This window comes from Marinobacter sp. (genome assembly GCF_048269445.1).
Lineage (GTDB): Bacteria > Pseudomonadota > Gammaproteobacteria > Pseudomonadales > Oleiphilaceae > Marinobacter.
Genome location: NZ_JBLXIQ010000001.1, coordinates 597,158 through 618,022 on the forward strand (window position 1 = coordinate 597,158; position 20,865 = coordinate 618,022).

The 20,865-nt window shown below is 59.3% G+C and carries 21 protein-coding genes; 10 read left to right on the forward strand and 11 right to left on the reverse strand.

The genetic code is table 11. The features are described from left to right. Positions 1–15: 15 nt before the first annotated feature. The 5 genes from ACN0XM_RS02775 to ACN0XM_RS02795 all read left to right on the forward strand — a co-directional run bounded on the left by ACN0XM_RS02775 (position 16) and on the right by ACN0XM_RS02795 (position 4,830). Positions 16–678: a methylamine utilization protein gene (locus ACN0XM_RS02775; RefSeq protein WP_417565389.1), complete on the forward strand. Its 663-nt coding sequence runs from the start codon at positions 16–18 to the stop codon at positions 676–678. Further along, the gene (locus tag ACN0XM_RS02780) at positions 678–3,032 is read left to right on the forward strand and encodes a putative bifunctional diguanylate cyclase/phosphodiesterase (protein WP_417565390.1); all 2,355 of its coding nucleotides are present in this window, start codon (positions 678–680) and stop codon (positions 3,030–3,032) included. Before ACN0XM_RS02775 ends, ACN0XM_RS02780 begins: the two co-directional genes overlap by 1 nt. Beyond that, positions 3,029–3,904, forward strand: coding sequence for a DUF3034 family protein (locus ACN0XM_RS02785; protein ID WP_417565391.1), 876 nt, complete (start codon positions 3,029–3,031; stop codon positions 3,902–3,904). Before ACN0XM_RS02780 ends, ACN0XM_RS02785 begins: the two co-directional genes overlap by 4 nt. A 44-nt stretch (positions 3,905–3,948) precedes the next feature. Beyond that, entirely contained in the window at positions 3,949–4,356 is a 408-nt protein-coding gene (locus ACN0XM_RS02790) for a group I truncated hemoglobin (RefSeq protein WP_417565392.1), read from the forward strand. A gap of 87 nt (positions 4,357–4,443) precedes the next feature. Then, positions 4,444–4,830, forward strand: coding sequence for a DoxX family protein (locus tag ACN0XM_RS02795; RefSeq protein WP_417565393.1), 387 nt, complete (start codon positions 4,444–4,446; stop codon positions 4,828–4,830). A 9-nt stretch (positions 4,831–4,839) separates the two neighbouring features. Here ACN0XM_RS02795 and ACN0XM_RS02800 read toward each other — a convergent pair whose 3' ends face one another. Next, entirely contained in the window at positions 4,840–6,636 is a 1,797-nt protein-coding gene (locus tag ACN0XM_RS02800) for a diguanylate cyclase (RefSeq protein WP_417565394.1), read from the reverse strand. A gap of 158 nt (positions 6,637–6,794) precedes the next feature. On the opposite strand from ACN0XM_RS02800, the gene ACN0XM_RS02805 reads away from it, so the two are divergent. Both ACN0XM_RS02805 and ACN0XM_RS02810 read left to right on the forward strand, forming a co-directional pair. Beyond that, entirely contained in the window at positions 6,795–7,025 is a 231-nt protein-coding gene (locus tag ACN0XM_RS02805; protein ID WP_417565395.1) for a DUF1653 domain-containing protein, read from the forward strand. 114 nt (positions 7,026–7,139) lie between these two features. After that, entirely contained in the window at positions 7,140–8,462 is a 1,323-nt protein-coding gene (locus tag ACN0XM_RS02810) for a Na+/H+ antiporter family protein (RefSeq protein ID WP_417565396.1), read from the forward strand. A 65-nt stretch (positions 8,463–8,527) separates the two neighbouring features. On the opposite strand, the gene ACN0XM_RS02815 is transcribed toward ACN0XM_RS02810, so the two are convergent. Continuing rightward, positions 8,528–8,779, reverse strand: coding sequence for a YheV family putative zinc ribbon protein (locus ACN0XM_RS02815; protein WP_417565397.1), 252 nt, complete (start codon positions 8,777–8,779; stop codon positions 8,528–8,530). A 69-nt stretch (positions 8,780–8,848) separates the two neighbouring features. Next, positions 8,849–10,894: an oligopeptidase A gene (prlC, locus tag ACN0XM_RS02820; protein ID WP_417565398.1), complete on the reverse strand. Its 2,046-nt coding sequence runs from the start codon at positions 10,892–10,894 to the stop codon at positions 8,849–8,851. Between the two features lie 211 nt (positions 10,895–11,105). Here prlC and ACN0XM_RS02825 point away from each other — a divergent pair, with 211 nt between their 5' ends. The 3 genes from ACN0XM_RS02825 to ACN0XM_RS02835 all read left to right on the forward strand — a co-directional run bounded on the left by ACN0XM_RS02825 (position 11,106) and on the right by ACN0XM_RS02835 (position 13,871). Beyond that, positions 11,106–11,642, forward strand: coding sequence for a gamma carbonic anhydrase family protein (locus tag ACN0XM_RS02825; RefSeq protein ID WP_417565399.1), 537 nt, complete (start codon positions 11,106–11,108; stop codon positions 11,640–11,642). A gap of 40 nt (positions 11,643–11,682) precedes the next feature. Continuing rightward, a complete protein-coding gene (locus ACN0XM_RS02830) occupies positions 11,683–13,230 on the forward strand; it encodes a sulfatase (protein ID WP_417565509.1) in 1,548 nt (515 codons plus the stop codon). Between the two features lie 185 nt (positions 13,231–13,415). After that, a complete protein-coding gene (locus ACN0XM_RS02835) occupies positions 13,416–13,871 on the forward strand; it encodes an Hsp20/alpha crystallin family protein (protein ID WP_417565400.1) in 456 nt (151 codons plus the stop codon). 42 nt (positions 13,872–13,913) lie between these two features. On the opposite strand, the gene ACN0XM_RS02840 is transcribed toward ACN0XM_RS02835, so the two are convergent. From ACN0XM_RS02840 to ACN0XM_RS02875, 8 genes are all read right to left on the reverse strand, one after another. Further along, the gene (locus tag ACN0XM_RS02840) at positions 13,914–14,231 is read right to left on the reverse strand and encodes a PA4642 family protein (protein ID WP_417565401.1); all 318 of its coding nucleotides are present in this window, start codon (positions 14,229–14,231) and stop codon (positions 13,914–13,916) included. A 114-nt stretch (positions 14,232–14,345) separates the two neighbouring features. Further along, complete coding sequence (locus tag ACN0XM_RS02845; RefSeq protein WP_417565402.1) at positions 14,346–15,179, reverse strand: flagellar motor protein MotB; 834 nt, start codon at positions 15,177–15,179, stop codon at positions 14,346–14,348. 4 nt (positions 15,180–15,183) lie between these two features. Then, a complete protein-coding gene (locus tag ACN0XM_RS02850; RefSeq protein WP_417565403.1) occupies positions 15,184–15,957 on the reverse strand; it encodes a motility protein A in 774 nt (257 codons plus the stop codon). Positions 15,958–16,012: 55 nt separating this feature from the next. Next, the gene (aroE, locus tag ACN0XM_RS02855) at positions 16,013–16,840 is read right to left on the reverse strand and encodes a shikimate dehydrogenase (RefSeq protein ID WP_417565404.1); all 828 of its coding nucleotides are present in this window, start codon (positions 16,838–16,840) and stop codon (positions 16,013–16,015) included. Further along, complete coding sequence (gene hemF / locus ACN0XM_RS02860; RefSeq protein WP_417565405.1) at positions 16,833–17,759, reverse strand: oxygen-dependent coproporphyrinogen oxidase; 927 nt, start codon at positions 17,757–17,759, stop codon at positions 16,833–16,835. Before hemF ends, aroE begins: the two co-directional genes overlap by 8 nt. Before the next feature lie 8 nt (positions 17,760–17,767). Then, the gene (locus ACN0XM_RS02865; protein ID WP_417565406.1) at positions 17,768–18,340 is read right to left on the reverse strand and encodes an L-threonylcarbamoyladenylate synthase; all 573 of its coding nucleotides are present in this window, start codon (positions 18,338–18,340) and stop codon (positions 17,768–17,770) included. Between the two features lie 44 nt (positions 18,341–18,384). Then, the gene (gene dprA / locus ACN0XM_RS02870) at positions 18,385–19,533 is read right to left on the reverse strand and encodes a DNA-processing protein DprA (RefSeq protein ID WP_417565407.1); all 1,149 of its coding nucleotides are present in this window, start codon (positions 19,531–19,533) and stop codon (positions 18,385–18,387) included. A gap of 62 nt (positions 19,534–19,595) precedes the next feature. After that, on the reverse strand, positions 19,596–20,612 hold the full coding sequence (locus ACN0XM_RS02875) for a LysM peptidoglycan-binding domain-containing protein (protein ID WP_417565408.1): 1,017 nt from the start codon (positions 20,610–20,612) through the stop codon (positions 19,596–19,598). Between the last annotated feature and the right edge of the window lie 253 nt (positions 20,613–20,865).

A 20,865-nucleotide genomic window follows, 5' to 3' on the forward strand; every position in this document is an offset into this window, starting at 1 on the left:
AGGTTTTGAGGATTGATGAGACCATCAGCGATTGCACTGACGGCGGCACTGAACATGGCTGCCGTGCCCCTGGCAGCGACTTCATCCGAGCTGTCTGTGACCGTAACCGTGAATGGCAGTGCCGAGCCCGTGGCAGGTGCAGTGGTTTCTGTCGCCACCACTCGGGAAGTGGTGCCGGTTTCCGCCGAAATCTACCAGAAGGACCGCGCTTTCCACCCCTACATACTCGTAATCCCCGCCGGTTCCAGCGTAGATTTTCCCAACCGCGACAACACCCAGCACCATGTTTATTCCTTCTCGCCTGCCAAGGTTTTCAACATTGAGCTTTATGCCGGCCGGCCGGAGGCTCCTGTTCTTTTTGATAAACCGGGAATCGTTGAGCTGGGCTGCAACATACACGACCACATGCAGGCGTTTATTATCGTTACCGGAACCGCGGCCGTTGGCCAGACCAATGCCTCGGGCCAGGTCACCCTTGCCCTGGCCCCGAAATACGCCGAGGGCGGCCAGGGCAAGGTGGAATTGCAGGTCTGGCATCCTCGACTACCGGACAATACCCGGCCGGTGATCCGTGAAGTTGGCACCGGCCAACCGGTGAACGTCACTCTGAGTCTGGAGCCCGAGCCTGCAACCGAAGGTTCGCTGGATCGCCTGCAGCAACGTTTCCGGGAGCTTTAATGGCAGTTGCCTCTCGCCTCGGATTCCGTGGCCGGCTCATTACCGCAATGATCTCCCTGGTGGCACTGGTCAGCCTGGTGATTGTTGCCCTGCTGATGGTGTATCTGTTCGAGGACGAAAAGAACCGGGCACTGGAACAACTCACCATCGGTGAGCGGCTGACCAAAGAAGTCATTGAGCGGCGCACCGATCTTGAGCTCTCCCGCCTCAGCGTTCTGGTTCAGGATTTTGGCTTCCGTTCTGCCGTGGCCAGTGGTGATGCGGCAACCATCGACAGCACACTGGAGAACCACAGCGGCCGGGTCGGTGCCAGTTTTGCCCTGCTGCTGAATGGCAACGGCGAAATCCTGGCCTCGACTCTAAAGCGCCGACTCCCGGACATATCCTCAGAACAGCTGGCCAGCGCCCGGCGTAACGGTTTCGCCAGATCGCTGCTGGCCATTGACGGCCGGGGCTACGAGGTTCTCGTTATTCCGGTTGAAGCGCCCGGACTGCGCGCCTGGCTGGTGACCGGCTTTGCCATGGACCAAACCCTGGCTGAGGTTATTGCGCGGCTCAGCGGGACCTCTGTCATCTTCCGCACCCGTTCCGAAGATACCGGCGAATTCAGCAATTTCGCTGCCACCACCGGCATTGATGACAACCTGCAGCAGGAGCTCACCCGGGCACCCGGTAACCAGAACTTTATAGAAAGTGCCGGATATTTCACCCGAATCATCAATCTTGGCCAGTCGGCTCCCGCGTCCCTTCAGGCGGTTCTGCTGATCAGCCGCGACGCCAGCCTGCAGAATTACTACAAGCGAGCGGTGGAAATTGGCTTACTGGTGACCGCCATTCTAATTTTCGCCATCCTGCTGGCGTTGGTAATTGCCCGCAATCTGGGGCGCCCGGTGCTGCAACTGGCAAACTACGCCAGGGCCATAGGTGAGGGCGGCACCCCCACCGCCCCGGCTATCCGGGCCGGCGGCGAACTGACCCAACTTCGGGATGCCCTGCGCGACATGCTGCAGAGGTTGCGGGACCGGGAAGCCGAGATCCGCTATGCCGCAACCCACGACGATGTCACCGGGCTCGGCAACCGGAACGCCCTGATGCATGCCGCCAGCGAGCTGTTCAAAGAAAACGGTCAAGGCACGCTGATCGGCATTCGGCTGAACGATCTCTCTAACATCAACGATACCCTGGGGCTGGAATTCGGGGATAAGGTGCTTGGCGGAACCTCACGGCGTCTGCAGCAGGAACTGCCAGACGCCCGGATCATCGCCCGCACCGGGGGCGCTGAGTTTCTCGCCCTGATACCCGCTTTGACGCCCGCGGAACTTGATCGCAGGGCAGAGCAGCTGCACGACCTGATCGAATCTCCGCTACAGATCGACCAGACACCCTTTTCCCTGCGCATTACCATGGTTAGCCTGGAGTTACCGGAGGATGCCGCCAATTCCAACCAACTGCGCCGCCGCCTCAACCTCACCTTCGAGCAGGCCGAAACCCGCGCAGAGTCCTTTACCCGCTACCAGCCGGGGCAGGACGAGAGCCACCTCAGAGAACTGAAACTGATCACCGACCTGCACACTGCCATCCTCAACAACGGGCTGCACATGAACTACCAGCCCAAACTGGACAGTCGCACCGGCGAACTGGTTCAGGTCGAAGCCCTGGTGCGCTGGATTCATCCGGAGCTAGGCTTTATCTCACCCGAAGAATTCATTTTTCTCGCCGAACAGTCCGGGCAGATCCATGACTTGACCGCCCACATCCTTCAGCGCGTAGCCAGGGATGCCCGCCAGTGGCATGAGCAGGGTGTGGACGCCGGGGTGGCCATTAACCTGTCCGCCATGGACCTGACCTGGCCGGCGCTGACCCGGCATATTGCCGACACGTTCAGGAACTGGCACCACAGCATGGAGCGCATCACCCTGGAAGTGACCGAAGGCGCGCTGATGGAGGACCCCGAGGAAGCCATGGCCACCCTGGAGAGACTCCGGGAGCTGGGCGTGACCCTGTCAGTTGATGATTTCGGCACCGGCTACTCCTCGTTGTCACAGCTGCGTAAGTTGCCGGTGCAGGAGCTGAAGATCGACAAGTCGTTTGTCCTGAAGCTGGATTCCGAGCCTCAGGATCAGCTGATTGTCCGGTCTACCATTGATATGGCCCATGGCCTCGGACTGAAAGTGGTGGCCGAGGGCATCGAAAACCTGAAGGCCTGGCAGCTGCTGCAAGGCTGGGGCTGCAACCTGGGCCAGGGTTTCTACCTGAGCCGCCCGGTTTCTGCCGATGACCTGGTGGAGACTGCTCAATCCCTGGCGGCCCGCGAACAGGAACTGACCGAACCAAACCCGGAGTATTCAGAATGAAAACATGGCCTGTGGCTTCGCTGGTGGCGGCTCTCCTGATCGCACCTGCGGCGGTCGCTGATATTGGCAGCCGAATCTGGGCGACCGGTGGCGTCACCACCATCGAAGGCAGTGCCGGCGGCGGCCTGGTGCCCTGGGGCCTGCTGGGCAGCTACGCCAGTGACCAAGAATGGGGCGGCACCCTGGCCATCAGCCGTGCCGAAGTCGATGACTACAGCCTGTCGGTGACCGGTGCGGGGCTGAACTGGAACAACCGGCTTGAACTCACCGTGGCGCAACAGACCCTGGATCTGGATAGCCTGGTGTTCACCCTCAAGGACGACTTCGGGCTTGAGCAGGACGAGCTGCGCCAGAATATCTTCGGGGTCAAGGTCCGGCTCGCCGGCGACGTGCTGTACAGCCGGTGGGGCCAGTGGTCCGCCGGTATACAGCACAAGCGCCTGCAGGATTTCACAGTACCCGGGGCAGTCGGAGCAAGGGATGACAGCGGCACCGACGTGTACTTCAGTGGCAGCAAGCTGTTTTTCGCGACCCTGATGGAGCGAAACCTGCTCATCAACCTGACAGCCCGAGGCACCCGTGCCAATCAGGGCGGCCTGCTGGGCTTCGGCGGCGACCACAATAACAGTTACGAATGGATGCTCGAGGGCAGCATCGGACTGTTCATTAACCGGCAGTGGCTAGTGGGTGCCGAATACCGGCAAAAGCCGGACAACCTGGATTTTGCCGCCGAAGACGACTGGTACGATTTGTTCGTGGCCTGGGTTCCGGATCGCCGGCTAGCCGTTACAGCCGCCATGGTCAACCTCGGTGATGTGGCCACGCTGGAAAACCAGCAGGGCCTGTACCTGTCTCTTCAGGGGAGTTTCTGATGAGGAATCCTTTCGAATGCAAAACTAAAGCCGCATGCCTCTTGATGATGGCAGTCCTTTTCCTTGCGGGCTGCCAGGCCCTGAATCCGGAACCCGACACCAGTCTGTACCAGCAGCTCGGTGAACGTGAGGGCATTGCCAATATCGTTGAGGATCTGCTGTATCTGATTGTGGAGGATGAGCGCATCAACCACCAATTCAAGGGCATGGACGTGGCTCAGTTCCACCGCAATCTGACCGATCAGCTGTGCGAACTGAGTGGCGGGCCCTGTACCTATACCGGCCGGGAAATGCGGGAGCTGCATGCCGATATGGCCATCACCAACACCCAATTCAACGCCTTGGTGGAAAACCTGATCCTCGCTATGGAGGAAAATGATGCCCCCACCGGTGCCCAGAACCGGCTGATCAAACGGCTACTCCCACTGTACCCGGACATTCGCAACCTTTGAGAGAACCTTTGAGAGGAAGGTGGAAACGGGTAAGCTGTGCGACTGATCGGACCGCTGCCAAACAGCCAAACCATGGAGACCGGCACCTTGCTAGAAAATGCAGATCTGGGAAAACTGATTATCCGCCTGACCCTGGGTGGCCTCATACTGTTCCACGGCATTGCCAAGCTGTTCAGCGGTGTCGGTTTCATTGAGGGTGAACTGGCCAGCCACGGCCTCCCCACCGTCCTCGCTTACGGGGTTTTCATCGGCGAACTGTTGGCTCCGCTGATGGTGATCCTCGGCTACCAGACCCGCATCGGCGCCCTGCTGATCGTGTTCAATATGCTGGTCGCGATTGCGCTTGTGCATACCAATCAATTACTGACCCTGAGCGGCAATGGAGGCTGGGCGCTGGAACTCCAGGGGTTCTTCCTGTTCACAGCGGTGGCCGTAATATTTCTAGGGCCGGGGCGTTACAAACTGAAGAACTGACGGCTCTGGTCAGGCGCCGGGGACCGACACCTCCCGGATTCCATGGGCAACCACTACCCGGTTGCGACCCGATTCCTTGGCGGCATACAACGCCTCATCGGCCTGTCGGATCAACTCGTGGGGTAGCATGCTCTGAGTGGGTACGACGGTGGCGACACCCACACTGACGGTCAGGCTGACCGGCGCCACACCCTCTCCGGAATGCACCGGGGAGCGGGCAATGGCCTGGCGAACCCGCTCGGCAACCTGAACTGCGCCTTCTTCGCACGTGGCCGGTAACAGAATACTGAATTCCTCGCCGCCATAACGGGCGAGCAGATCCCCCGTTCTCTGGACTTCAGCGGCGCACAGGGCAGCCACTTCCGTCAGGCAGTCATCGCCCACCAGGTGCCCCAGTTCATCGTTTACCCGCTTGAAGTGATCGATATCCAGCATCAGCAAGCTTAACGGATGGCCGTGGCGAAGGGCTCGCTTCCACTCGTTTTCCAGCTTTTCATCAAACTGCCGTCGGTTGGCGACATGCGTCAGACCATCGGTCAGGCTGATCGCCTTGAGTTGCTCGTTCGCTCGCTCCAGCTCCTCAGTGCGCTCCTGTACCCGTATTTCCAGGGTCTGGTTCGCCCGTTGCTGAATTACAAGCGCCTGCTCCTGGGCTTCCTGCCGTCTTCGGCGCTCAAGATTGATCCGGTAGGCCATGGCAAAGGAAAGCAGGATCACTTCCAGGGCCACACCGAACTGGGGCACGAATTCCGTCAGGAAACTGCGGGGCATAACACCCAACTTGCTCAACGCCAGAATCAGGTGGCCAATCAGCAACGGCGTCCAGGCCAGCACATAGAAACCACCCAGGATCTGCCCTTTGCGCCAGACCAGCATGCCAACCAGCCAAGCCGCGGGCGTTGCCAGCGCAGCCAGGACGCTCACCAGCATAATACCGGCCTGGTATGAGCCATACAGGCCGAACAGCAACGAAAAGACAGTGCCCGCGCGGATGAGCTGCAGGAACCGGTAACTGGCCAGACTGTAAAGGCGGACATTCAGAAACCTGAGGGTAAATGTGACGGCGAAAAACAGGGCAAGGCTGACCGCCGGTACCGTGAAGTACCGGTTGATACCGGGTAAACCCGGCCACAACCATTGAAACAGCAGGCCATGGAAGTTCAATTGGACCAGTCCAGTGGCAACAACGGTCAGCACGTACCAGAGGTAGGTGGAGTGCCGGACAATCACAAACAGGAACAGGTTATACAGCGCCATCGCGATGATGATGCCCAGAAATACCGTTTGCCACCCATAGGACAACTGTTCATTGGCCAGAAAATCAGCCGAGGGCGTGACCGCCACGGGAATTTGCACCGACCCCAGGGTTTTCACCCGTACGAAGGCCGTCACCGGTTCGGTATTTGAAGGCACCAGAAAAACGAAATCGCGGTGATAGATCGGGCGGCTACTGAAGGGCAGGGTATCGCCGGTATGATGAGTCTGGATCAACTCTCCGTTGAGAACCCAGTGCACCGACACTTCATCAAGCAGGGGGTAGCCGATCTCAAGGACACGGTTAACCGGCTCCGGCGGTACCTCGATTTTCAACCAAAAACTGCCGTCGCTGAAACCACGACTGAAAACATCACCGGTACCGAAAGCCTGCCAGGCGTCTGGCGGCAAGGTACGGACTTCCGACAGCGACAGCTCATCCGCTGGCGCCTCCAGCCACTCGAAAGCCACCGGCGCGGCCCGAGCCGTAGCGCCGGCCAGAGCTGCCAGCCATAATAGAATCAAAAGGATGCGGAGGACGTGCCGCTTCATAGCTGTTTCCGGTTTCCGGGCCTGGCCGGTTGTTCTACACTTTCAGTCCCTGACCGAGTCTTTTTGCATCCATACAGTTGTCCACAGTTTAAACGGTTACGCATACCGCGTCCGCCATTCCTGCAAAGCCAGGTTAATCTGGTTTGATGAGGCCAATAATGACTGAGCGCAAAAATGAGATACGCCCCGGCCGCTACCGCCACTACAAGGGCAACGATTACGAGGTGCTTGGCATCGCCCGGCATAGTGAAACCGAAGAGCAGATGGTGGTTTACCGCTGCCTGTATGGCGATTACAGCCTCTGGGTACGCCCCCTGGCCATGTTCCGGGAAACCGTGGAAGTGGCCGGTGAGCAAGTGCCCCGCTTCGCCCGGCTGGACGAGGCCTGACCGTTACACAACCGCTTTGACTACCGCGCTCATTTCCTGCACATTACCGCGCTTTTCATGATGCCAGCCCCCACAAGGGGCCGGAAACCATTAATTCCTACCCGGAGTTTTGCCATGAATGCCGTTGTTGCTGCGGTTGCCATCATGCTCGTCCTGAGTTTGTGCCGCATCCACGTTGTTGTTGCCCTGATCATCGGGGCCGTCTCCGGCGGCCTGATCGCGGGCCTGTCCCTGGACGCCACCATCGAGGCCTTCAACAATGGCCTGGGCGGTGGTGCCACTGTTGCACTGTCCTACGCTACCTTGGGGGCTTTTGCCGTTGCCATCGGCAAGTCCGGCCTGGCCCACGCCCTGGCAGACAAAGCCCTGGCCCTGGTTGGCCGTCAGGACGAAGGCAAGGCCGTCAACGGCATCCGCTTCCTGATCATCGGCCTGTTGCTGGCCATTGCCATTTCGTCCCAGAATATCCTGCCGATCCACATCGCCTTCATCCCCTTGGTCGTACCGCCACTGTTGTACGTGATGGCGAAACTGAACATGGACCGCCGTTTGGTCGCCTGCGTACTGACCTTTGGCCTGATAACCCCCTACATGTTTTTGCCGGTCGGCTTTGGTGGCATCTACCTGAACGAAATCCTGTTGGCAAATGTGAACGCGAGCGGCGTTGATGCCTCCGACCTTAACGTCATGTCCGCCATGGCCCTGCCGGCACTGGGCATGCTCTGCGGCCTTATCATCGCAGTGTTCTTCAGTTATCGCGGCGAGCGCCGCTACAACATGAATGCCATCGCCCGCGCTGAACGGGTCGACGTGAGCTACAGCCCCCGCACCCTGATCATGGCGCTGGTCGCCATCGTCACCGCTTTTGTAGTGCAGCTCTGGCTGGGCTCCATGATCCTCGGGGCTTTGGCGGGCTTCGTGCTGTTCAATATCTCGGGGGTGGTGAAATGGAAAGAAGCAGACGACCTGTTCACCGAGGGCATGAAAATGCTGGCGATGATCGGCTTCATCATGATCGCAGCCTCAGGCTTTGCCGAAGTGATGCGGGAAACCGGCGAAATCGCCACGCTGGTCGCGAGCTCCGTGGCGACCATCGGCGATAACAAGGCCATGGCGGCACTGCTGATGCTGGTGGTGGGCCTGCTGATCACCATGGGCATCGGGTCGTCGTTCTCCACCATCCCCATCATCGCGGCGTTGTACGTGCCTCTGGCCCTGGAAATGGGCTTCAGCCCCCTGGCCATCGTGGCTCTGGTCGGCACCGCCGGCGCTTTGGGTGACGCCGGCTCCCCGGCCTCAGATTCCACCCTGGGCCCCACCGCTGGCCTGAACGCCGACGGCCAGCACAACCACATCTGGGATACCGTGGTGCCTACGTTTTTGCACTACAATCTGCCGTTGCTCGGCTTTGGGTGGCTGGCGGCCATGGTGCTCTGATCCTGGCCTTCGCCGTCTCTTTTCAAGCCTCCGGTTTTGCAGTCAGGAAAGGGGCCGGCGAAACGTCAGTCGTCAGCCCCGGCCTTGAAGAACACCACCTGTTTGACGGTGTGATCGTCGTCGTTCTTACGCTTGTTCACCCGGGTTTCCAGCTCCGGATTGGCCGGCTGCTTGACGTCAGACACCGCATCGGTGAAGCCGCAGGCCACGCATTCGCGGACCTGGTCATCGTCGTCGGTAGTGAACATCATGATCTTGTCCATCTCTGCGCAGCGAGGACAGACAGCGCCGGCGATAAAACGTTTTGGACTCGCCATTGAGAATACTCCCGTAAATGTGGGCATTGGCTGTCGGATTAGCGAAGCGTAATCCGACACACTTTATCGTCAGGCAATCTCGTCCGTGATGCCGGTTTGTCTCAACAGGGCATCCACTTTCGGTTCCCGGCCCCGGAAAGCCTTGAACAGTTCCATGGGCTCCTGGGAGCCGCCCTTTTCCAGAATGTTATGGAGGAAGGCCTTGCCGGTCTCCGGGTCGAAGATGCCATTTTCCTCAAACAGGGAAAAGGCATCGGCCGCCAGCACTTCCGCCCACTTGTAGCTGTAGTATCCAGCCGCGTAGCCACCGGCAAAGATGTGCGAGAAGGAGTTGGGGAAGCGGTTGAATTCCGGGGCTTGCACCACCGCGATCTCGCTGCGGATCTTGCGATGCATATCCAGCGGGTTGGTGGGCGCCTCGCTGGTGAATTCCGCATGCAGGCGGAAGTCGAACAGGGAGAATTCCAGCTGGCGCACCATGGCCATGCCGGACTGGAAGTTCTTCGCCGCCAGCAACTTCTGCAACAGGTCTTCCGGGAGTGGTTCACCGGTTTCGTGGTGCGTGGCGATCAATCCCAGGGATTCAGGGTTCCAGCACCAGTTTTCCAGGAACTGGCTGGGCAACTCCACAGCATCCCAGGCCACGCCGTTGATGCCGGATACGTCCAGCACGTCGACCTGAGTCAGCATGTGGTGGAGGCCGTGGCCGAATTCGTGGAACAGGGTAGTGACTTCGTCGTGGGTCAGCAGCGACGGTTTGCCATTCACCGGTGGCGTGAAGTTACAGGTCAGGAAGGCCACCGGCAGTTGCAGATGACCACGCTGGTTACGCCACCGAACCCGGCAGTCGGCCATCCAGGCGCCGCCACGTTTGCCCTGGCGGGCAAACAGGTCGAGGTAGAACCAGGCCAGGGGTTCGCCGTCACGGCTGATGCAGTAGGCGGTGGCGTCTTCGTGCCAGGTTTCCACCTCAGGTCTGGCTTCAATCTGCACGTCAAACAACTTCTCCGCCACCCTGAACAGGCCGGGTACCACATTGTTCACCGGAAACCAGGGCCGCAGGGTTTCCGGGGAAATGTCATAACGTTTCTGGCGCAGCTTTTCGCTGTAATAGCCAATGTCCCAGGCCTGCAGGTCATCAACGCCAAACTCGTCTCGCGCAAACGCCTTCAGCTCGGCAAATTCCTTCTCCGCCTGGGGCTTAGCCTTGGCCGCCAGCTGGTTCAGGAACTCCAGTACTTCATCGCTGTTACGGGCCATTTTGGTGGCCAGCGAGCGCTCGGCATAATTGTCAAAACTAAGCAGCTGGGCGAGAGCGTGACGACGCTTCAGAATTTCCGCCATGACCGGCGTGTTGTCCCACTGACCGGCATCGGGACCCTGATCCGACGCCCGCGTGCCAAAGGCTTCATAGACTTCCCGCCGTAGGTCGCGGTTGTCGCAATAAGTCAGAACCGGGAAAAAGCTGGGGAAATCCAGGGTAATCACATAGCCGTCCAGCTCCTTTTGCCGGGCGGCCTGCTTGGCGCCTTCAATGGCGGTTTCCGGGATACCGCTCAACTCATCCGCCTTGGTGATGTGTTTGAACCAGTGCTGGGTCGCATCCAGGACGTTGTCACTGAAACGGTTGGACAGCTCTGCCAGCTCCCGGGACAAATCAGCATACTGCTTTTTCTTGTCCTCGGGCAGATCGACACCGCCCAAATGGAAATCCCGCAGCGTGTTTTCGACCGACTTGCGCTGGGCTTCGCTCAGATCCTTGAAATCCTCTCGCGCCGCCACTTTCTTGTAGGCGTTGCACAATGCCTCGTTCTGGCTGACTTCGGTGCTGTACTCGGTCAACTTCTCCAGGCAGTTCTTGTAGACCTTGCGCAGGTCGTCGCTGTTCATCACCCCGTTCAGGTGCGATATCACCGACCAGGCATTGCTCAGTTTGTCTTCCATCGCCTGCATGGGCTGCGCCAGGGTGTCCCAGGTGGGGTCTTCATTCTGGGCAAGGCTCCCAATCTTCACGCGGTTTTCACTGAGAATCTGGTCAATGGCCGTTTCCATGTGCTCAGTGCGGACATGGTCAAACTTCGGCAACAGGTCGTCGGTCAGTAACGGGTTATTCATAGGTCCCCTTCTCAGGAATTAGAATCTCAGGTAGTTTCGTTTAATCAGACCTCGGGAAAGGCACCTGTGGGAGAGGCCGTCCCAAAACACGCTCCTTGCGGCACATCCCTGTGACGCTTGGGCTCCGCCATCCCTGGCTCCGCACAGTTTTGGGACGGCCTCTCCCACAGGTACCCCGAATTTTCTGGTAAACGCTATATGGGTATATGTAATGACGAATGTACGTTCATACAAGAGTATCACGCCACAATTTGGGGAACGCACCTGGATTGATCCGAGTGCCGTAGTGATCGGTGATGTCCAGACCGGTGATGATGTCTCGATCTGGCCGATGACCGTGGTGCGTGGCGATATGCACCAGATCCGCATTGGCGATCGCTGCAGCATTCAGGACGGTTCGGTGCTGCACATCACCCACGCCAGTGATTATAACCCAGGGGGTTACCCTTTAACGCTGGGAGACGATGTGACCGTTGGCCACAAGGCCTTGCTGCACGGTTGCACCATTGGTAGCCGGGTGCTGGTGGGCATGGGCTGCATCATCATGGATGGGGCTGTGGTGGAAGACGAGGTGATTGTCGCTGCCGGGTGCCTGGTGCCGCCGGGCAAAACCCTGGAATCGGGTCACCTGTACGTTGGCTCGCCATGTAAAAAGGCCCGCGCGCTGACCGATCAGGAGCGGGGGTTCTTCAAATATACCGCCGCCAACTATGTCCGGCTCAAGGATGGGTACTTAAACGAACGGTAAGCCTGTGGTCTGAAAGGCTGCCGAAGCTCGTACTTTGACGATGATTCTCTGGTTACTGCTTCTCAATGGTCTGTTTCTGGTGCCGTCGCTGGCTCTGCCGGGGGCTACGCCGTGGTTCTCGCTCGAAGCTCTGTTGGTGTGGGCGACCTTGTGCGCACTTCCTGAATCAGACCGGCGGTACCGCGTCACCCTGGGCCTGGCGATTCTCTGTGGACTGCTGGCGCTCCTGGTTCTGGCGGACACCCTGGTACGGGCAAGCCTTGGGCGCGGGCTGAACCTGTATCTGGAAGTGCGGCTGCTGGACGCCGCCTGGAACCTGATGAACACCAATCTCGGCGCCCTGCTCGCGGCTCTGGCGCTGGCCCTTCTGGTGGGTGTGCTGGCCGGCTTCACCTGGCTGGTTCGACACGGCCTGGAACGACTGGCCCAGCATTCACCGAAACACCTGGCCAAGCCGCTCTGGCTGGTTGCCGGATTGGCGGCGGCCGGCGCGGTAACTCCCTGGATCGGCAGCCCAGCGCTGGCCTTTGTCGCCAATCAGGCCTCCCTGATCGCCCATACCCACCAAACCACTCAAGCCTTTGCGGCGCAACTGAGCACCCAGTCTCAAAGCAGCGTCCAACCCACACTGTTACCCCAACTTGCCGAAAAGGATGTGATCCTCGGTTTTATCGAGTCCTATGGTCTGTCGGCGGTCACCGATGAACGTTACCGGAAGGTCGTCGACCCAAGCCTGGATGCCATGGCCCGGGAGCTGGAGACTGCCGGGCTGACCCTGGTTACCGGTCGATTGCAATCACCGATCCAGGGCGGACAGTCCTGGCTTGGCCATCTCTCGGTGCTCAGCGGCCAGTGGATTCATAACCAACTCGCTTACGAGACCTTCCTCAGCAGCGGCTACTCCACCCTGATCGATGACTTTCGCAGCACCGGCCACCGGGCTGTGGCAGTCATGCCCGCGATCACCCAGGCATGGCCCGAAGGCCGATTGTTCCGGTATGACCAAATCTACGACCACGACAAACTTGGCTACCAGGGACCGCCGTTCAACTGGGTTACCATGCCGGATCAGTATACCTGGCACCGGTTTCAGGCTATTCGGGAACAATACCAGGGGCCGCTCTTTGCCGAGCTTGCACTGATCAGCAGCCATGCGCCCTGGGTCCCCATACTCCCCGTGCTCGACAACTGGAGCGCCATCGGCGACGGTCGTGTATTTCAGCGCTGGGCGGACGCCGGAGAAGCGCCAGTTTCGCTCTGGCGTGACCCCGACCGTGTACGGGACCATTATGGACAGGCCATCGCCTATGCGGTGAAGGTTGCTGGCGAATTCGCCGCCCGCCATGTCGGCGAAAATACCCTGATGATCATTCTCGGGGACCACCAGGCAGCACCGCTAATCACGGGGGCAGGCGCAAGCCGCGATGTCGTGATCCACGTGATCAGCGGCGATGCGGCATTGGTCGAGCCGTTCCTGTCCGGCGAATTGCCCGGTTTCCGGCAGGGTGCCCGGCCCGACCCGGAAACGCCCGGCGCTTCTATGCGCCAGTTTCGCCCCTTTCTGCACCGCCACTTCGGGGAGTTCTGAGCGCGATTGATGCTGGTCAATTTTCAGCCAGGCCAGCCCTTGAAAACCGATCTTAAACACCTATATTTGAAAGAGGCAAAGGTTCACGGATAACCCGGTCAGGATTACCGGTGTGGTGCTGTTCCGCGATCGAAGCTGATGTCTATTCGTTCAGATTCGTTCCCAAAAGGAAAAAGGAGATCCTTATGAGCAATCTTACCCGATGGAATCCGGTCAATGAGTTTGAAGACTTGATGAGCCGATACAACCGCATGTTTGGTCTGACCCGCCCCGGTGAGGAGCGTGAGGGCAAGGACTTGTTCAGCCGCAGCGACTGGGCACCGGCTGTCGATATCAAAGAGACCCCGGAAGCCTTCACCATTGAAGCCGAATTGCCCGGCATGTCCAAAGAAGACGTGAAAGTCACCGTGCAAGAGGGCGTTCTGAGCATTCAGGGCGAGCGCAAGAGCGAGGAGGAAACAAAGGACAAGAAGCATCACCGGATTGAACGCTTCTATGGCAGCTTCCTCCGCCGCTTCACCCTTCCGGACAATGTCGATGAAAACAGCGTAAAAGCCAGTTTCAAGGACGGCGTGCTGACCCTGAGTCTCCAGAAGGCCGAGCCGAAAGAACCCAAGGCGATTGAAGTCGACGTGCAGTAAAATCCGCCGCCTTCAAACTGCCCGGAATGGCCGTGGCCGAGATCAGCTCTCGGCTGCGGCTGATTTTTTAGCACCCGCCGTCTCCAGTGCCCGAGCATAATCCACGCTCCGACGATGCCGGGAAACCAGATCAAGGATGGTTTCGCCATCACCATTGAGGGCATTCAGATCCCGCCCCTCGGCCACGAAGAAGCCGATAAAACGCTCAAAATCTTCGGCCCTCATGGCCTGGTAGGCTTTCAGCAAGGCATGGAAATCAGCATTTTCGGCAGCGTCCCAGGGTTGGAGATCCAGAAAACTCCTGACCCGCTCATCGCTCCACTCTTCGCCAATGACTTTGGGCTTGTCCGGTCCACTCATAGCTGTTCTCTCTTTCCGCAGTGCCAGTGAAATCTAAGGGCGCACAGTATAAAGCCCTGAAAGCACGTCAGTTATATGGAATACGCATGAGCAGCTGCGCACCAGATATAAGGCTCAGCGCAGGATTTCGACCGGAAGATCACCAGTGGTCGCTTCTCCATTGCACTCGGGGTTGCGAATGGCCATCTCAACCCGTCGGTTCAGGGCCCGGTTTTCAGGGGAGTCGTTGGGCGCTAGCGGGTTGGTCTCGGCCCGACCGGCAGCGACCACTCGCTCAGCGGGAACCTGGCGGGTCATCACCAGCTCGTGAACCACCGAAACGGCCCGGGCCGCCGAAAGATCCCAGTTGGAGCGATAGCGGTCACTGGAAATGGGGCGGTCATCGGTGTGACCGGACACCAGAACATCACCGGAACAGTCAGATAACACATTCACCACCCGCTCAATGATAGGAATCATCTTCGGTTTGATGGCCGCCTCTCCGGAACGAAAGGTGGCCTGTTCGGAGAACCGGATGACCACTTTGTTTTCGTCGTAATTGACGCTCAGAGCCTCGGAGGCCACTTCCGATTCAAGTTCCCGGACCATCCGGCTGGCCAGATCAATCACGCCGCCGGGTATCCTCGTGGGTGCGGTACCGTCCGTTCGCTCGTCGATAAACTCCGGCACGCGGTCCTGGGACTCGGGCGGCGCCGGCAGTGACACCGACTCGGATTCGATCAGAGTCAGCGGTGACCCGCCGACACTCTCTGCCAGCACATTGTCGGAGCCGAAAGCCACCGCCATGGAGTTGGCCATGGCCCGGTATTTCTCAACATCCATTTCGGCAAAGGACAGCAGCAGAATGAAAAAGGTCAGCAGCAGGGTCGCCAGGTCGGCAAAGGTAACAATCCACGCCGGAGTCTGATTCTGCAGGCGCTTCCTGTTTTTCTTCCGGACCAGTTCCAAACCCTCAGGCCTCCCGCTCTGGCGCCAGGCCGGTCCGGTGTTCGGGAGTGACGAACGAGGACAGCAACTCGGTCATAACCCTCGGGTTCTCACCGCGCATGATGTTCTTGATCGAGGTGATAATCAGCATGTGATTGCGCGCCTCGTCTTCTGCTTTAAGCTGGAGTTTATCCGCGAGAGGCAGGGCAATCAGCTGGGCAATAAAGGCACCGTAAAGCGTCGTCAATAAGGCGATGGCCATGGCCGGACCAATGGATGACGGGTCGTCCAGGGTGTTGAGCATCTGCACCAGGCCCACCAGGGTGCCAAGCATGCCAATGGCTGGCGCCGATTCGCCGATGCCCCGGAATACCCGCTCGGCCACTTCGTAACGCTCCGCGGTCTGCTGGGCTTCCTGGGCCAGCGCCTCTTCCACCAGTTCCGGCGGATGGCCGTCGACACAGAGGTTGATGGCCTTCTGCAGGAATTCGCTGTCGGTCTGGTGATTTTCCAGCCCCAGGATGCCCTCTTTGCGAACCACTATGGCCAGAGCACCCACTTCCCGGATCAGTTCCGCCGGCCGGGCCATCCGGTCAGTGAACGCTGCCGACATGGCCAGGCGGAAGGCACTCATCACCGACGCCATTCGGAACTTGATCAGGGTAACCGCGAAAGTTCCACCGAGGACGATGGCGAGTCCCGGGAGGTTCAGGAATGTCAGGAAGGAAGCATTGGCCAACATTGCCAGAATGACAATCAGGACACCGGCCACAAGACCCACAAGGGTAAGAATATCCATCAAAAATCCCTACGGAATGTTGACCCTGAGCATAGCCCAATCGGGGGCCAGCGGCTCAGTCGTTGCGCAATTCTTCAATCACCGGGGCGGTTTCCGGGCTGACACCGCGCCAGACCCGGAATGATTCCGCCGCCTGTTCCACCAGCATGCCAAGACCGTCGTAAACGGTTTGCGCACCCTGCTCGAGTGCCCACTGGTTGAAGGTCGTGGTCTGTAACGAATACATCATGTCGTAGACCACCGTTTTAGCACCGATGACCCGGGGTGACAGCGGCGGCAGATCCCCCTGCAGGCTGGCGCTGGTGCCGTTGATGATCAGATCATAGGGCTCCGTGGGCTGCTCGAAACCGCAAGCTGATAACCGGGCGGTCCCGGCCACCGGCGCAAACAGCTCAACCAGCGCCTCGGCACGGGCCACTGTGCGGTTGGCGAGCGTCAGGGCCGCAGGCCGCTCCGCCAGTATCGGGCCCAGGACACCACGAACCGCCCCTCCGGCACCCAGCACCAGAATGCGGGCACCCTCAAGACGCACGCCGTGATTGCGGACAAGATCCCGGACAATGCCACAGCCATCGGTGTTGTCGGCCGTGAGCACGCCGGCGGCATCCAGGTAAAGGGTATTGGCTGCGCCGGCTTTTTCGGCCCGCTCGGTCCGGCGGTCCGCCAGCTTCCAGGCTTGTTCCTTAAACGGCACGGTGACATTCAGGCCCTTGCCACCGCGCTCGAAAAACTGTTTCACGGTGCCTGGAAAATCCTCCAGGGGTGCCTGGATGGCGGTGTATTCCAGGGCTTCGCCTGTCTGGCTGGCAAACAGGCTATGAATGCGCGGCGACTTGCTGTGGCTGATCGGGTTGCCAACAACGGCGTACAGATCGTTATTCATGGTTTGTCTCCAGCCAGTTCCGGCCGGTGAGGAAAAACTCCGTGAGCCGGGCCTCGTCAGACCCTGGTTCCGCGGTTCGGTTGTAATCCCAGCGTACTAGTGGTGGCAGGGACATCAGGATGGACTCGGTCCGGCCGCCGGATTGCAGGCCAAACAGGGTGCCGCGGTCATACACCAGGTTGAACTCCACATAACGCCCGCGCCGATAGAGCTGGAAATCCCGTTCACGGTCACCGTAAGGATGGTCCATCCGGCGCCTGACAATGGGTTCATAGGCTTCAATATAGCTATCACCAACGGCTTTCATCAGGCCGAAATCCTGGTCAAAATCTCCGGTGTTGTGGTCATCAAAGAACAGGCCGCCCACCCCCCGGGGTTCATCCCGGTGCTTGAGATAGAAATAGTCGTCGCACCAGTGCTTGAAACGATGGTAGGTTCCCTCACCAAAGGGCTCGCAGGCGGCTCGTGCGGTCCTGTGCCAGTGCACGCAGTCTTCCTCGAAACCGTAATAGGGGGTGAGGTCGTAACCACCGCCAAACCAGTAAACCGGGTCGCTGTTCTCTGGCCTGGCGATGAAAAAGCGGACGTTGGCGTGGGAGGTGGGCACATAGGGATTGTTCGGATGAATCACCAGGGAAACCCCCATGGCTTCCCAGGGTGCCCCGGCCAGATGGGGCCGGTGGGCCGTGGCTGAAGCCGGCATGGTATCGCCCATCACATGGGAGAAGTTGACCCCGCCTTTCTCGAACACCCGGCCTGCGGTGATCACCCGGCTTACTCCGCCACCACCTTCCGGACGATCCCAGGCATCCCGGACAAAGGCTGTGCCGCCGTCGACCGCCTCCAGACGGCTGCAAATGGTTTCCTGCAGCCCCAGCAGGTACTTTTTAACCGCGTGGCTATCGGGTTGCTGTGACATGAACTCTCCTAACGAAGCTGCTTACCACTGACAATATCAATAATTCGGCTGGGTTGGCGATTGCCTCCAAGCGCACCGGGGACAATCCAGTCAAGCTCGTTTCCGAAATACCGCCGAACCTGCCAGATATTCCGGGCCGGCTGGCGGCCCGCCGGATTGCAGGAAGTGGACACCAACGGCATTCTCGCGGTGTCACACAGGGCCCGCACCACCGGGTGCTCGCTGACCCGGACCGCAATGGATCGATGCTGTCCGCGTACCCATTCCGGCACCTGCTGTGCCACATCCGGCAACAGACAGGTCACCGGCCCGGGCCAGTGGCGTTCGGCCTCGGCCTGAAGCGACCGGGGCAGGGGGTCCAGCAGGAAGCGGATCTGGTCCACCGAAGAGGCCACCAGAATCACCCCTTTTCCCATTGGTCGGTGCTTCAGTTCCAGTATGCGTTCCACGGCGTGTCGGTCCCAGGGATCACAGCCCAGGCCCCAGACCGCTTCGGTCGGATAAGCGATCACTCCGCCATGCAACACGGTGCGACGAACACAATGCAATTGCCATTCAGAAAGGGGTTGGGAGACGGCCATGCTGCTCTTGTCAGAATCAATCAGAGTGGATGTTCGCACGGAGCTCAGACGATTTTCTGGAACCCTCCCGGTGCGGAACTCACCAATCCCTGCAACTCCAGAAGCAACAGGGATTGCATGAGCTGGTCGGCAGGGAGACCAGTGGCTGAACTCAGTGCATCGGTTGATTGGGGATCATACCCTAAAGCCTCAAATACCGCGATTTCCCGGCTGTCCAGACCAGCCAGAGACTGGCTGGACGGGTTCTGCCCCTTAGGCTCCGCCATGGTGTCTGCCTCATCCAGCAATGGCGCGGACCACCAGCTCCCCAGCTCCTCGATAATGTCGTCCACGGTCTCTACGAGGCGCGCTCCCTGCTTGATCAGATAATGGCATCCCCGGGCGACCGGGCTGTGGACCGACCCCGGGATCGCGAACACCTCGCGCCCCTGTTCCAGGGCCATCCTCGCGGTGATCAGAGAACCACTGCGCAGACCGGCTTCCACCACCAGAACGCCGCGGCTCAGGCCACTGATAATCCGGTTACGCTGGGGAAAGTGGGCGGCCTTGGCCGGGGTACCGGGCGGGTATTCAGAAATCATCAGCCCGTCGGCAATCACCCGCTCACCAAGCCGGCGATGCTGGTTTGGATAGATACGGTCCAGGCCACATCCGATCACAGCCGTGGTCGGAAAGCCCGCATCGAGGGCGCCGGCGTGAGCGGCGCCGTCGACACCCAGCGCCAGGCCACTGGTGACCAGCAACTCTCGGGCGCTGAGCTCGGCCGCAAACCGACGGGCATGGTCCAGGCCGGCCCGGGTGGCCTTGCGGCTGCCGATAATGCCGATCTGCTCCCGACCCAGAAGCGCTGTGTCGCCAAGGGTATAAAGCACCAGTGGGACGTCGTGAATGTGTTTCAGCTGCTCCGGGTAGTCGACATCCTGGCAGGTGAGAATGCCAATGCCATGGCGCCGGCAGTTTTCCAGAATGGTCCGGACCTCATGCACCAACGGATGGGATTCATCCTGCCGCTGCCACGCCCGGATCGCTGCAAGGCTTTCTGCCGCCAGACCAAGTGCCCGCAGGGTCGCCGGGTTCATGGTGAGCAGATCGGTCAGTTCAGGGATTTCCGCCAACAAGTCCCGGCGCCGGGCATGGCCGAATTTTGGTAAACAGGTAAGAAGCAGCCACTGGGCTGAAGGGGAGGAAAGCACAGAATCATCCTTGAGAAAACATTGGCCGGACCTTCCTGGTCCGGCCATTCGATATCAGTCGATCAGGGGTTGGTGACCTTGTCACCAACTGCCAGGGCACGGGTGGCCTGAAGCACCAGACCGTAGCTCATTTTTTCGTAGGTCTGGAAAACCATCAACAGCCCGGCACGCTCGGAGGGCAGCTCAATGGTCTCGCCGGTCACGGGATCGCGAACCAGATTACCGCTCTGCAGCACCGCCATCACATTGCCCGCTTCAAGGCCTTCTCGGGTACCGCGGTTGATGGCAACCACATCGTACTGGCCAATCTGGCTGACACCGCCGTCTACAGAGATCATCTGGCCTTCAATGGACTCACTCGGCGAACTGGGCACAAAGCTGGTCGTGAGTCGACGATCCTCACTCACCAGCAGACGATCTCCGATCCGTACCTCTTCACTAGAGCTGGACAGGTTCACAGTCAGTACATCACCGTTTTCTCTGGCCACGTCACCGCGGGCGATGCTGCGGGCCTCAAGGCCCAGAAATTCGCCGGTGTCCGGGTCCCTGAATTCCTTGCTGCGACGGAAGATACCAACCTTGTCTGCCGGCTTTTCACCCCGGGCATAAATGCGGTCGCCAGCGCCGGTGATGATCCGGCCGTCTTCGCCTTCCAGCACGTAAGGGGCACCATTGAGCTCTTCCGGGCTTACGATGCGGGTGTCAGTCAGGAAGCTGCCGATGGCATCCAGGGGAATCGCAGGGATCGGCGTATCGATCGGCTCCGAGCGAATCTGCGGCGACAGCTTGACTACATCACTGGTTGATACCTTGGTAATACGGGGCTTGCCATCAATGTAAACCAGGGCAAGGCGATCGCCGGGGTAGATCAGATGAGGGTTGGCTACCTGCGGGTTCACGTGCCAGATTTCCGGCCAGTACCACGGGTTATTCAGAAAACGGGCCGAAATGTCCCAGAGGGTGTCACCTTTCACAACGGTGTAACGCTCAGGGTGGTCGGACCGCAACTCCGGTGCCGCATGGGCCCAGGAGGTTAACAGCAGCGTAGTTGCTGCCAGAGCGTACAGCAGTTTCCTCATTGTGTAAGTCCTTGATCGCGTGCCTTGATTCTTTGCATTCTGTTGGGATGCAGTCAGTTAGATGCAGCTTATTACGTTGTTATTCCAGTTACTATAGAAGAAGTCTCGCAAATTGTGATGTTATCTTTTGTTCTTCCAGTAAATTCTATCCCGCCGGTGAAAGATTTTAACTATTAACTGATCAGTTTGTACTCAATCGCCGAATTGTTAGATAATGGGATATCAAACCTTGGAGATTCCGTCAGCCGTTGAA